The sequence below is a fragment of the Ectopseudomonas oleovorans genome (assembly GCF_003052605.1).
GTDB classification, from domain to species: domain Bacteria; phylum Pseudomonadota; class Gammaproteobacteria; order Pseudomonadales; family Pseudomonadaceae; genus Aquipseudomonas; species Aquipseudomonas oleovorans_A.
Map to the genome: position 1 here is coordinate 1 of NZ_QASO01000056.1, position 10,860 is coordinate 10,860.

Genomic DNA, 10,860 nt, shown 5'->3' on the forward strand with positions numbered 1-10,860 from the left:
GTAAGCGTTCATTCCACGACGTACTGGACTTACTTTACGTCCCGAAGGGGCCTTAGCAATTCCGGTGAGACCTTGTACTGTTTCGTGCCGTTCTCGGCCAGGACGATCACGCTCTTGCGGTTGATCTTGGTGACGATCCCCATAGTCAAGCCAGTTCGGCTTTCGAAGGTCACCTTCAGCCCCACGTGCAGCCGACTCAGCGCCTGCAGGTTTTCTTGATCTTGCAGTTCATCAATGCGCCGGCAGATCATTCGGTTCAGCTCCAATAGCTGATCGATGCTCATGTCTTCAATGCGCATGGAGGGTGCCCTTTGGCTGTGCGGTCTGTCGATCAGAATGGCGCGGATCGATCAGCGAGCGTAACGGATTATCGGCGAACCGGGTCTTCCAGAGCCGAGGCGTCAGGTCAGCGACCTTGCTGGCCGGGTGCTGACTGATGCGCTGCAGCACGTCCACCAGATAGGTGTACGGGTTGATGTCGTGCAGTTTGCACGTAGTGATCAGGCTCTGGATGATGCCCACGTGTTCCGCGCCGAGTTCAGTCCAGCAGAACAGCCAGTTCTTGCGTCCCATGGGAATGGGGCGCAGGGCCCGTTCCAGGTGGTTGGTGTCTGGCTGGACGTCTGGGTCTTCCAGGAAGACGGTCAGGCTGGCTTCACGGCTGAGCACGTAGTTCAGTGCTTTGGTCAATAAATCACTGGGCAGCAGACCGCCCTGTGCCAGTTGATCCCGGCACCATTGGAAGAAGTCGCTGACCACCGGCTTTGAGTGGAGCAGCCGGTACTGGCGTTTCTTTTCGCCGGTCAGTTGCTGGACGCGGATCTCTTCTTCGTTGGTGTATAGCTTGGCAATCTGCTGAAGGGCTTCGGTGGCAGTTATCGGGTGGTCCTTCTGCGCCTCAATGAAGTAACGACGACTGTGCACCCAGCACTGCGCGTGGATGATGTTCTGCTGTGCGGCGGCATAGCGGGCATAAGCAGCATAGCCGTCACTGATCAGAGTTCCGCTGAACTGTTCGTTCAGTACCTGCTCGATATGGGCTCGGCCTCGACTGTTCGAGTAAGTGAACACCACTTCATCGGCATCGCCGTATAACGGCCAGAACCAGCCGGATTTCATCTTGCCTTTTTGTGGGCCTGCCCGACCCTGGTGGCCAGCTTTAATCGGCGTCTCATCCATCGCCAACACCCGGCTGCGCAGAACATTGTCGGTCTGGGCATCCACGATCGGCCGCAGCAGATCAATAGATCGCTTGATCAGATTGGTGAGGGTGCTGCGGCTGAGGGTAATACCCGCTTGCTGGATGCGTTGGTGTTGGCGATACAGCGGTAGGTGAAACTGGAACTTGTCGACCATCAGACCCGCCAACAAGCTGACGTCGGCCAGGCTGTTGTCCAGTACGTTGGACGGGGCCGGCGTGGTCACGGGCTTGTCGCTGCCCTTGCGCCGAAATACGGGGCGTTCCACTTGCAACACCACGTAACTGGACGTCCGCTGGGCCAGCCGATAGGTCGTTTTGGTGCCAAGGATGTCGTACTGGTCGGCGTCGGGGCCGCTTAGCTCCGGCGGCAGGTGTTCAACAACTTCCACTGGCACGTCCGCTGTAAAACGCAGACCCGTATCGTTCAGGCAGTCGTCGTCCCGCTGTTTCTTTCCGGTGCCTCGCTGATAAGCCCGAACCGGGCGTTTCTCCGCATCGAGAGGCTTCTCCGGGCTAGCCGCATCATTCGATTGGAACAGGCCGCCCTGCTCCGGGAGGTCATACACCTGCTTCTCGGACTTGGGGCCGAACAGCTGCTTCTTGAACCAGTCCAACTGCCGCTGCATGACCTGTAGCTGCTCACGCAACAGGGCATTCTCCTCGGCCAGTACCGAGTAGGAAGGGGCGTTGGAATAGGACGCGGAAGCCATTGAATTCATGGCCGATATTATACCGGAACACAACCCGCTACGTGCCCCGAAAACGCTTGAACTGACGGTACTTTTGCACCTCGATACCGTCAATCAGCAACTGGAGATCAGTCAGGTTTAAGGGGCGCTGTCCCGAAGAAGACGGCCGTACCCGGAACTGCCCCTGCTCCAGTCGCTTGGCCCACAGGCAGTAGCCCGTGGGCGTGAAATACAACATCTTCATTTGGGTCTTGCGACGGTTAACGAAGACAAAATACTGCCCGCTGAGCGGATCTTGCTTGAGTTGATTGCGGACCAGAGCGCTCAGCCCCCGGAAGGATTTACGCATATCCGTGGGCTCGGTGCACAGCCAGATCCGGGCCTGGCTATCCAGACCGATCATCTGATCTGGCTCAGCCTTAGCTCAACACCATTACCCAGGCTCAGCACGATATTCCAGCCGCTTCCGGGAGAGGCCGAGTCATCCATCAGCGATGACAGATCCAGGAAGCTGGCATAACCAGAATCCGCAGCCTCACCGACCGGCTGACTCAACAGGCGCTTGCGCCAACTACAGAAGCTGGCATAACCGAGTTTGTGCTCCTTGCAGAACTGCGTGGCCGACAGGCCGCTGTCACGCTGCTGACCGATTAGGACTTGCCACTGTTCTGCGGTGCGGTGTTTTCTCATGGAAATAACCTCGCGTTGTTGAATGCGAGGTCACTCTAGGGCGGAAGTCAGCGGGATGGCAGGATGTCTTGGAATGAACGCTTACATCGCAAATGGTGAGCTGGTGGTCGAGGTTGTCGCCATCCACTCTCTTTCATCTTTTACCCTGGCTTGCTTCGCAAGTATTGCGATAGGCTGGAAAATGGACGAATCGCTACTCGGCCTCAACCGCTGGAGGTTGCAGTTGCAATAAGGTCACACGCTACACGTGGAAACCGCAATGCCGAGTAATAAATCTCAATCGACATCTATCCGAATTGCTCAGTGGGTCAAGCGTCTACCGAAAGGACAGCCGTTCTCAATCAGGCGCTTTGCGGAAATTGGAACACGCAATGCCGTTTACAAGGCAATAGCACTGCTGATCAACAGAGGCGAACTAGAGAGGCTACATCGAGGCATCTACATGCGCCCCAAACCTAGTCTGTATGTGACGCGGTACCGGCCTAGTGCTTGGGAAATTGTGAAGTTGATTGCTAGGCAGAACCGTCAAACCCTCCAAATTCACGGCGCCAATGCTGTACGAATGTTTGGTCTCAGCACCCAGATGCCATTGGTCCCGATTTACTACACCAGTGGGCCAAGCCGATCATACCAGTTCGGGAAAGGTGAGGTCCGCCTGATACATGCCCCGCCATTCGTTATGCAGCATGCCGGAACCGAAGTTGGGACAGCAATCAGTGCCCTTTTTTATCTAGGCAAAGAGGGTACAACTGCAGGATGCATTACAGCCATCCAAAACGCACTCAAACCTGCAGACCAAATCACCCTGATGACCTGCAAAATGCCTCGGTGGATGCGAAGAGCGTTGGAGCTTAATGACCGCCAGGGCTAGCGCCCCAGGAACACCGTGCTGCGGACAAAACCCTCCACCCGAGCACTCTGCCAGTAGACCTCACAAGTAATATTCGAAAGGGTGCCGTCGGGTTCAGGGATTTCGCTCAATTTTCAAATCCTATCGAGTGCCCGATCGGCCACAGTTGTATTATTAATGATTCTTATTCTCGAAGCGCTTGAGCTCTGCCTCAATTCGCAGAACAAGGTCACGTCGCGCTACTCCGCTTTCTTTGATCAGATAGGCGGCGGCCAGGATGGTTGCCGGGTGGACATCCAGCACACTGGCGAGTTGCTCGACCTTATCGATGGTCGGCCCCTTAATGCCGCGCTCTAGACTGCTCAGGTAGGTTCGGCTACTGACGCTAGAAAAGTCTTCTTGGGTAAGGCCCTGCTGCTTGCGCAACCTTTTAAGTACCAGTCCGAATGCTGTGCTCAGCTCCATTTTGCCGATCCTGAAAAAGGATCGATAAAGCCTTTACGAACACTATAGGGCTACAATCTATAGGATTCATTTTCAGGTGAAGGGCTATGTTCACAACCTATCGGAGTGCGGAGATCCACTTGGATACCGCAGAGGGCACCACCACCCAGCTGTGGAGCTATGTTGAGCAGGAAATCAGCTGGCCTTGGTTCTACCTGCAAATCGTTCGACGCCACGGCCGTCAGGCCTATCGAAGCATGCTGATGGTTAATCACGCCCATGATCTAAAAAAGATCATTGACGACCAGTCGAACCTGGCCTGGGCGGAGGAAGTGCAGCTGGTCACACCGGCACACGTCAACGGCCACTCAAGGTGGCTGATGGAACCGCTGAAAGAAGTTTGCGTGGTCCGAGATGGGCCCTCCGGAGACCCGGGCTACCTCTATAAAGTCGCCAATGGCGTCAGCTACTCAATGCATCACCGGAGGAACCTAGAGGCACTGATCGTCACCGACGTTATTTTTTCGGCCGAGATGCATCTCCGGCGGAGTGACATCAACGCTTAGAGGGTGTTTCGCAACGACAGAGGTGGCCCATCATTGTAGGGGCGTCTGCTCTACCTCGGAGGTATCGAAAGATGATTGCAACTCAGGTAGTGATTCAAGACTGGGACGGCGATGGCGCCATCCCGATTTCGGACGAAATTCTCCAAGTAATGGGAGTTGAGGTCGGCGATAGCCTCTATCTCATTGAAGAGTATGTCGGCACTCACCGCTGTATTGTGCTGAGCAAGACTCCCCGCGTTCCAGACCGAATTGACGAATTGGTTGAGCACATGGACTCCGCGACAAGGTGAAAGCATAGCCACCAGGCGAATCAGGGTCCTAGAGGAGCCAGTACTAACGCCCGGAGCCGCAAGTCTCGGCTTGAGCAGCCGTGTTGGACTTCGACTTGGTCGGTTTAGCCTTTGCGCGCCTGGCTCGGGGAGGTTTCACCAGCTGCTGCTCTAGTGTGCTGGCCCGTGCCTTCTCAGCGGCAGCGACCTGTTGTGCCTCGAGAAGTTGAGACAACACTGTGTCTAGCCGCTGGCGCAACTGGCCGTGTTGCCTTGTCACGGTCTTGAGTCGAGCGGCGGTTACCCTACTTTCCTCACGAGCTCGATCGACCTCGCGGTGGGCACGATCTTCGATACCGCGTAAGTAGGTCGTTGCGGCATCACGCTCTTGGATCAGCTGCTGCTGTGCGACCTGCAACTCCTGGCGCAGCACGGTCACCTCCTGCAACGCTACTCTGCGCTCCTCGGCAAGCTCCGTGCAGCGGCTTTTTTGGTCCGCCAGTTGTGTCTGGTGCTGTACCAGCAGCAGCTCCAAGTCGGCTAGACGAGTCTCGGCAGTATGCTGGGCTGCTTGTGCAGCAGCTACCTGCTGCCGGGCCTTAGCTATCAATTGTCGCGCCTCATCCTCGACTGTGGCAGCTTGTAGCCGCTCGGCTTCTATCACGGCGCGGCGTTCGGCCAGCGCCTGCTCGGCAACACCCTCCGCCAAGAGCATGGCCTGCTGCCAGACCGCGACAAAGGCCTGCGAGATCTCCGTCGGAAGCGCCGGTAAGCGTGTTTCGCCACGCAGGCGCTGAGCTAGGCGTTCCCACCACTGGTCTAGCAAGGCGCCGACCCGCGCCGGGCTGCCGCGTCCCAGTTCCTGGCGCACCCGCTCCACCGTCGGCCGCTCGCCCCGCTCCAGCACCGCATCCGCCGCCGCGAATACTTCGGTTTCCGGTACGCCTATCGCCATCGCCAGCTCCTCGCTATATTAGGTCTGATAAACAAATGTTATCCGACATTATCTACCAAAAACCATAATTAGAATACGTTGAACGTAATGAATAATACGCCACTACTCCATTGCAGCAACAGCAGCCTGCTGGCCATCGATCGCCTTGATGCCGAAGCCCGCGCCGCCGCGGCCGCCTTCGTCGCCGCCGGCACCGCCGCCAACACTGTGCGCAGCTACCGCAGCGCCCTCGCCTACTGGGCCGCCTGGCTGCAATTGCGCTACGGTCATACCTTGGAGGCGGGGCCGCTGGCGGACACGGTGGTGGCGCAGTTCATCCTCGATCACCTGGCACGCCCCGAGGCGGGCGGCTGGCAGTACCTGCTACCTCCGGCGTTGGATGCCGCGCTGGTCGACGTCGGGGTCAAGGCCAAACTCGGCGCCCTGAGTTACAACACGGTACGCCATCGCCTAGCGGTGCTCGCCAAGTGGCATACCCTGAAGGACTGGCCGAGCCCGACCGAGGCAACCACGGTGAAGACGCTGCTGCGCGAGGCGCGTAAGGCCCAGACCCGCCAGGGTGTCAGCGTGCGCAAGAAGTCCGCGGCAGTGCGCGAACCGCTGGAGGCGATGCTCGCCACCTGTAGCGATGGCATGCGCGGCATGCGCGACCGCGCGCTCCTCCTCTTGGCTTGGAGCGGTGGCGGACGCCGGCGCTCGGAGGTGGTCGGGCTGCAAGTGGGCGATGTCCGCCAGTTGGATGCCGACACCTGGCTCTACGCCCTGGGCATCACTAAGACCGAGACCGGGGGCGTGCGCCGGGAAAAACCGTTGCGCGGGCCCGCGGCACAGGCACTCGCGGCCTGGCTGGCGGCGGCGCCGGCCAGCACCGGTCCACTGTTTCGGCGGGTTTATCGGGGGGGCCGCGTCGGAGCCGCGGGTTTGTCGGGTGACCAGGTGGCGAGGATTGTGCAGCGCCGCGCGCAGTTGGCCGGGTTAGACGGCGACTGGGCCGCGCATAGCCTACGCTCTGGCTTTGTTACCGAAGCTGGACGCCAGGGCGTTCCGCTCGGCGAAGTGATGGCGATGACCGAGCACCGCTCGATCCCAACGGTGATGGGTTACTTCCAGGCCGGAACATTGCTGAGTAGCCGCGCTACCTGCCTACTAACACGACAGACAGATGACCGCGATCAACAAAACCTGTCTCGCGACAACGTGAACGGATCGCAACTAGATAGGAATGATGAATAAACCTCGGCGACTGAGAGGCCCCTACCGAACTCCCTACTCTAATTCCGTACGCGAACGGGCATCACACCTTGCCGGCGGGTACCCAGTTATGCGGCAGCAGCTCGGCCAGGGCGCTGGCCTTCTGCGTCGGCAGGCGTGTGAGCACGTCCTTCAGGTAGGCGTACGGATCGTGTCCGTTCAGGCGGGCTGACTGGATCAGCGTCATTAAGGCCGCGCCACGCTGGCCACTGCGTAGCGAGCCGGCAAACAGCCAGTTGGAGCGCCCCAGGGCCCAGGGGCGGATCTGGTTCTCGATCCAGTTATTGTCGATGGGCAGGTTGCCGTCATCCAGGTAGCGCACCAGTGCTGCCCAGCGCTTGAGGCTGTAGTCGAGTGCCTTGGCGATCGCGCTGCCTTCCGGCACCTTCTGCCGCTGCCCAAGCATCCAGCTATGCAGGCCATCGATGATCGGCCTGGCTTTGCCCTGGCGTAGTTGCCGTCGCTGTTCGGTGAGCAGCTCTCGCCCTTCGCGCTCCACCTCGTACAGCTGACCGATGTACTGGAGGGCCTGCTCGGCCAGTTGGCTTTGGTTGGCGGCATGCAGGTCGAAGAACTTGCGCCGGGCATGGGCCATGCAGCCGATCTCGGTCACGCCTTGCTCGAAGCTGGCCTTGTAGCCGGCGAAGTCGTCGCAGACCAGCTGGCCTTGCCAGTCGCCCAGGAAGCTGCGCGCGTGCTCGCCGGCCCGGCTCGGCCTGAAGTCGTAGACCACGGCCTTGAGGTCGGCGAAGGGGCTGGGTGCATAGGCCCAGACGTAAGCCCGCTGGGTCTTCTTTGTGCCCGGGGCGAGCATCTGCACCGGGGTTTCGTCGGCGAGGATGACGTCCTGCTGGAGCAGGCAGTCGCGCAGGGCATCGACCAGGGGTTGCAGCTGGACGCCGCAAGCGCCTACCCATTGCGCCAGCGTGGAACGCGCGATGGCCAGCCCGGCGCGGGCGAAGATCTTTTCCTGGCGGTACAGCGGCAGGTGATCGGCGAACTTGGCCACCATGACCTGAGCCAGTAACCCCGCAGTCGGGATGCCCTTGTCGATCACCTGCGCAGGCACTGGGGCCTGGATCAACGTTTCACACGCGGCGCAGACCCACTTGCCACGGATATGCCGCTCGACGGTGAAGGTGCCCGGGATGTAGTCGAGTTTCTCGCTGACGTCTTCGCCGATGCGCTTGAGCTGGCAACCACAGGCACACTGGGTGCTGTCCGGCTCGTGAAGGATCAGCGTGCGCGGCAGTTCGGCCGGCAGCGGCGCTCGCTTGGGCTGCTGCCGTAGCTCGCGCTTGGCGGGCTCTGGTCGGGCCGCCTCAAGCGCTGCCTCGATGGCGGCGATGTCGGCATCGATCATCTCGTCGAGCAGGTTGAGCTGCTCGGCATTGAGCTGCTCGCTGCGGCGGGCGAAGCGGTGGCGCCGCAGCACGGCGAGTTCGTGATTCAACCGCTGGTTGAGCGTTTCCAGGTGATCGACGCGCTGGCTCAGCTGCGCAGCCAGTTGGCGCAGTTGCTCGGGCGTCAGATGATCGAAAGCTGCAGGATTCATGGCGCCGAGTGTGAGGATTTCTGGCCCCCTCGGCGATAGGCCATTGGCCTAATTGCACCTCGGCTACAGGAGCCTGATCTCGGCATCAGGCCCAAGACGCTGCCAGGGCAGGCCGACCACCAGGGCCTGCAACTGCTCGGGGCTGAGTTCCAACTGCTGTCCCTGCCAGTTGCCCGACCAGACGAAGCGCCCTCGATTGAGCCTGCGAGCGGCCAGCCAGATGCCGAAACCATCGTGCACCAACACCTTCATCCGGTTGGCGCGCTTGTTGGTGAACAGGTAGGCACAGTGCGGCTGCGCCGCACCGAATACCTGCACCACTCGGGCCAACGCTGTTTCGGTGCCGGCGCGCATGTCCAGCGGCTCGGTGGCAAGCCAGATGCGCTCGATGCGGATCACTTCAGCAGCTCGCGCAAGAAGCGGGCGCAGCCTTCAGGGTCGTTGCCCGGCCACTGCACCGACAGCTTGCCGGCCCGATGGGGAATGGCGATCTGGATGGCCATTTCTGCCGCACTCGGGGTAGTCGGCAGGCTCGGAACGAGAGGAATCGGAATAAAACTGGAGGGTGAAGCGGACAGCTGTGCCTGCTGGCGACCAATCCACTTGTGCACGAGATTGGCGTTGAGGCCGTGGCTCAACGCCACGCCGGCAACCGAGGCGCCGGGCTGGGAACACTCATCGACGACCTGGGCCTTGAAGGATTTGGGATAGGAGCGGCGTTGGCCTAGCACGGGAGATCCTCCGCAAGGGGCTTGAAATGGTGTCCACCAAAAACAGGTGGACACCATGCCGCTAGCTGGAGGGATCAGGGAGGTGTGTTGGCCAGACGCTTACCTAATTCCTGCATTGAGACCACTACGGCCCCACTAGAGTCCTTTCGCCCCCTCCTAAGGAAGGTCTGAATGTAGTGGTCTACTGATCCCGGACTGTAGTGGTCTACTGATCCCGGACACCGATTTAGGCGAAAATCATCGCCATTAGAGAGGTGTTCGATGAGTAGACAGCGACGTACATTCTCAACCGAGTTCAAGCGCGAAGCCGCAACTCTGGTTCTGGATCAGGGGTATACCGTGGTGGAGGCCTGCCAGTCCTTGGGGGTGGTGGAGTCGGCACTGCGTCGATGGATCAAACAGCTTCAGGATGAGCGCAGTGGCATCACGCCGCAGGGCAAGGCGCTGACTCCCGAGCAGCAGAAGATCCAGGAGTTGGAAGCCAGGATCAACCGGCTGGAGCGGGAGAAAGCGATCCTAAAAAAGGCTACTGCTCTCTTGATGGCGGACGAACTCGAACGTACGCGCTGATAGACCAGTTGAGTGAGCAGGAGCCCGTGGAAATGGTCTGTTCAGCGTTCGATGTGCCGCGTTCGTGCTTCTACGACTACCGCGCTCGGCGTCATCGAGTTGATGCTCGTCGTGTAACTCTCCGCAGTCAGGTTAACCAGTTTTTCAGTGAAAGCCGCGGGGCTGCGGGCAGCCGCAGCATCATGGGCATGATGCGCGAGGGCGGCGTGATGATCGGTCGTTTTAAGGTGCGTAGCCTGATGCGTGAGCTGGGCCTCGTCAGCAAGCAACCGGGCTCTCATGCCTACAAACAGGTCACGGTTGAGCGGCCCGACATCCCGAACCTGCTGAACCGTGAGTTCGATGTCGGGCTCCCGAACCAAGTGTGGTGTGGCGACATTACCTACGTCTGGGCGCAGGGCCGCTGGCATTACCTAGGGACGTGCTGATTTATTCGACTGCGTCCGCCGATGAGGCAGAGGCACGCTGAAAATTTGAGCAGGCCTGCGAGATGCCAGCAGAAACATCACGATAAAGACTCGTTTTTCGCGGCGTGGGCCGCGTTGCCCGCCCTGTTTGCAAACATCAGGACGCACCTTGAGCGTCGCAGGTCAGCAAGCGCCTGCGTGCCAGCATCAAGTTCGCCAGACCAAACAGCGAGAACAACTGCGCTGCGTTCTTCGGCAATCCGCGATAGCGGGTCTTGCGATGTTTGAACAGGTTCTTGATCACATGAAAAGGATGCTCAACCTTGGCCCGAAGGCTGGCCTTGGCCTGTTCAAACGTATCCAGTGCTCGACCATACTCGTCGTCCGGCAGCGCCTTGCGCTTGCCCCGTTTCATGGCCACCTGCCAATCGACATCTGAGCCCCGGCCTTCCTCGCGTTTCTCTACGCCCTGGTATCCGGCATCACCAAAGGCAATGGTTTCCTCGCCATGCAGCAGCGCATGAGCCTCGGTCACGTCAGCTACGTTCGCCGACGTCGCCAGCACGGTATGCACAAAGCCCGAATCGGCATCGACGCCGATATGCGCCTTCATGCCGAAGTACCACTGGTTGCCTTTCTTCGTCTGGTGCATGTCGGGATCGCGCGCCTTGTCCCGGTTCTT

The 10,860-nt window shown here is 59.7% G+C and carries 15 protein-coding genes and 1 pseudogene; 6 read left to right on the forward strand and 10 right to left on the reverse strand.

Annotated elements, in window-relative coordinates; all coding sequences use genetic code 11:
- Positions 1–29: 29 nt before the first annotated feature.
- Genes DBO86_RS10075 through tnpA (DBO86_RS10090) form a run of 4 tightly spaced genes read right to left on the reverse strand, consistent with a single transcriptional unit; the run spans position 30 to position 2,580 of the window.
- Positions 30–299: a hypothetical protein gene (locus tag DBO86_RS10075; RefSeq protein WP_003458515.1), complete on the reverse strand. Its 270-nt coding sequence runs from the start codon at positions 297–299 to the stop codon at positions 30–32.
- Positions 289–1,920 carry an IS66 family transposase gene (gene tnpC / locus DBO86_RS10080; RefSeq protein ID WP_004423346.1) on the reverse strand — a complete coding sequence of 544 codons (1,632 nt, stop codon included), beginning with the start codon at positions 1,918–1,920 and terminating at the stop codon, positions 289–291. The genes DBO86_RS10075 and tnpC (DBO86_RS10080) overlap by 11 nt, the downstream gene beginning before the upstream one ends.
- Positions 1,921–1,948: 28 nt before the next feature.
- On the reverse strand, positions 1,949–2,293 hold the full coding sequence (tnpB, locus tag DBO86_RS10085) for an IS66 family insertion sequence element accessory protein TnpB (protein WP_004423345.1): 345 nt from the start codon (positions 2,291–2,293) through the stop codon (positions 1,949–1,951).
- Complete coding sequence (gene tnpA, locus DBO86_RS10090; RefSeq protein WP_004423344.1) at positions 2,290–2,580, reverse strand: IS66 family insertion sequence element accessory protein TnpA; 291 nt, start codon at positions 2,578–2,580, stop codon at positions 2,290–2,292. Before tnpA (DBO86_RS10090) ends, tnpB (DBO86_RS10085) begins: the two co-directional genes overlap by 4 nt.
- Positions 2,581–2,653: 73 nt before the next feature.
- Here tnpA (DBO86_RS10090) and DBO86_RS26000 point away from each other — a divergent pair, with 73 nt between their 5' ends.
- Together DBO86_RS26000 and DBO86_RS26575 are read left to right on the forward strand one after the other, a co-directional pair.
- The gene (locus DBO86_RS26000; RefSeq protein ID WP_167399113.1) at positions 2,654–2,812 is read left to right on the forward strand and encodes a hypothetical protein; all 159 of its coding nucleotides are present in this window, start codon (positions 2,654–2,656) and stop codon (positions 2,810–2,812) included.
- Positions 2,813–2,839: 27 nt separating this feature from the next.
- Complete coding sequence (locus tag DBO86_RS26575; protein ID WP_088137684.1) at positions 2,840–3,451, forward strand: DUF6088 family protein; 612 nt, start codon at positions 2,840–2,842, stop codon at positions 3,449–3,451.
- A 153-nt stretch (positions 3,452–3,604) separates the two neighbouring features.
- On the opposite strand, the gene DBO86_RS10100 is transcribed toward DBO86_RS26575, so the two are convergent.
- Positions 3,605–3,895: a helix-turn-helix domain-containing protein gene (locus tag DBO86_RS10100; RefSeq protein ID WP_045633734.1), complete on the reverse strand. Its 291-nt coding sequence runs from the start codon at positions 3,893–3,895 to the stop codon at positions 3,605–3,607.
- A 119-nt stretch (positions 3,896–4,014) separates the two neighbouring features.
- Here DBO86_RS10100 and DBO86_RS10105 point away from each other — a divergent pair, with 119 nt between their 5' ends.
- Positions 4,015–4,440, forward strand: coding sequence for a hypothetical protein (locus DBO86_RS10105; RefSeq protein WP_208630408.1), 426 nt, complete (start codon positions 4,015–4,017; stop codon positions 4,438–4,440).
- 74 nt (positions 4,441–4,514) lie between these two features.
- Positions 4,515–4,730 (forward strand): hypothetical protein, encoded by a 216-nt coding sequence (locus tag DBO86_RS10110; protein WP_088137686.1) that lies wholly within the window; start codon positions 4,515–4,517, stop codon positions 4,728–4,730.
- Positions 4,731–4,773: 43 nt separating this feature from the next.
- Here the strand turns inward: DBO86_RS10110 and DBO86_RS10115 are convergent, their stop codons facing one another.
- The gene (locus DBO86_RS10115) at positions 4,774–5,664 is read right to left on the reverse strand and encodes a DNA-binding protein (protein WP_045633737.1); all 891 of its coding nucleotides are present in this window, start codon (positions 5,662–5,664) and stop codon (positions 4,774–4,776) included.
- 87 nt (positions 5,665–5,751) lie between these two features.
- Here DBO86_RS10115 and DBO86_RS10120 point away from each other — a divergent pair, with 87 nt between their 5' ends.
- Complete coding sequence (locus tag DBO86_RS10120) at positions 5,752–6,897, forward strand: tyrosine-type recombinase/integrase (protein WP_108233605.1); 1,146 nt, start codon at positions 5,752–5,754, stop codon at positions 6,895–6,897.
- 61 nt (positions 6,898–6,958) lie between these two features.
- Here the strand turns inward: DBO86_RS10120 and tnpC (DBO86_RS10125) are convergent, their stop codons facing one another.
- The 3 genes from tnpC (DBO86_RS10125) to tnpA (DBO86_RS10135) form a co-directional block, all read right to left on the reverse strand.
- Positions 6,959–8,470: an IS66 family transposase gene (gene tnpC, locus DBO86_RS10125; RefSeq protein WP_021444953.1), complete on the reverse strand. Its 1,512-nt coding sequence runs from the start codon at positions 8,468–8,470 to the stop codon at positions 6,959–6,961.
- 63 nt (positions 8,471–8,533) lie between these two features.
- Positions 8,534–8,869, reverse strand: coding sequence for an IS66 family insertion sequence element accessory protein TnpB (gene tnpB, locus DBO86_RS10130; RefSeq protein ID WP_003241496.1), 336 nt, complete (start codon positions 8,867–8,869; stop codon positions 8,534–8,536).
- Positions 8,866–9,201, reverse strand: a complete 336-nt coding sequence (tnpA, locus tag DBO86_RS10135) for an IS66-like element accessory protein TnpA (protein WP_031303426.1) — start codon at positions 9,199–9,201, stop codon at positions 8,866–8,868. The genes tnpB (DBO86_RS10130) and tnpA (DBO86_RS10135) overlap by 4 nt, the downstream gene beginning before the upstream one ends.
- 261 nt (positions 9,202–9,462) lie before the next feature.
- Between tnpA (DBO86_RS10135) and DBO86_RS10140 the strand changes: the two are divergent.
- Positions 9,463–10,187 (forward strand): annotated as a pseudogene (locus DBO86_RS10140) (IS3 family transposase); the annotation flags it as partial.
- 148 nt (positions 10,188–10,335) lie between these two features.
- Here DBO86_RS10140 and DBO86_RS10145 read toward each other — a convergent pair.
- The coding region (locus DBO86_RS10145) for an IS5 family transposase (RefSeq protein ID WP_108233606.1) at positions 10,336–10,860 on the reverse strand (525 nt) is incomplete at its 5' end.

What these genes read in the sequence shown, in the direction of transcription:
- tnpC (WP_004423346.1), bottom strand. Translation starts at nt 1,920, where the DNA reads ATGAATTCAATGGCTTCCGCGTCCTATTCCAACGCCCCTTCCTACTCG.
- tnpC (WP_021444953.1), bottom strand. Translation starts at nt 8,470, where the DNA reads ATGAATCCTGCAGCTTTCGATCATCTGACGCCCGAGCAACTGCGCCAA.
- DBO86_RS10100 (WP_045633734.1), bottom strand. Translation starts at nt 3,895, where the DNA reads ATGGAGCTGAGCACAGCATTCGGACTGGTACTTAAAAGGTTGCGCAAG.
- tnpA (WP_004423344.1), bottom strand. Translation starts at nt 2,580, where the DNA reads ATGAGAAAACACCGCACCGCAGAACAGTGGCAAGTCCTAATCGGTCAG.
- DBO86_RS26000 (WP_167399113.1), top strand. Translation starts at nt 2,654, where the DNA reads ATGAACGCTTACATCGCAAATGGTGAGCTGGTGGTCGAGGTTGTCGCC.
- DBO86_RS26575 (WP_088137684.1), top strand. Translation starts at nt 2,840, where the DNA reads ATGCCGAGTAATAAATCTCAATCGACATCTATCCGAATTGCTCAGTGG.
- DBO86_RS10115 (WP_045633737.1), bottom strand. Translation starts at nt 5,664, where the DNA reads ATGGCGATAGGCGTACCGGAAACCGAAGTATTCGCGGCGGCGGATGCG.
- tnpB (WP_004423345.1), bottom strand. Translation starts at nt 2,293, where the DNA reads ATGATCGGTCTGGATAGCCAGGCCCGGATCTGGCTGTGCACCGAGCCC.
- DBO86_RS10120 (WP_108233605.1), top strand. Translation starts at nt 5,752, where the DNA reads ATGAATAATACGCCACTACTCCATTGCAGCAACAGCAGCCTGCTGGCC.
- DBO86_RS10075 (WP_003458515.1), bottom strand. Translation starts at nt 299, where the DNA reads ATGCGCATTGAAGACATGAGCATCGATCAGCTATTGGAGCTGAACCGA.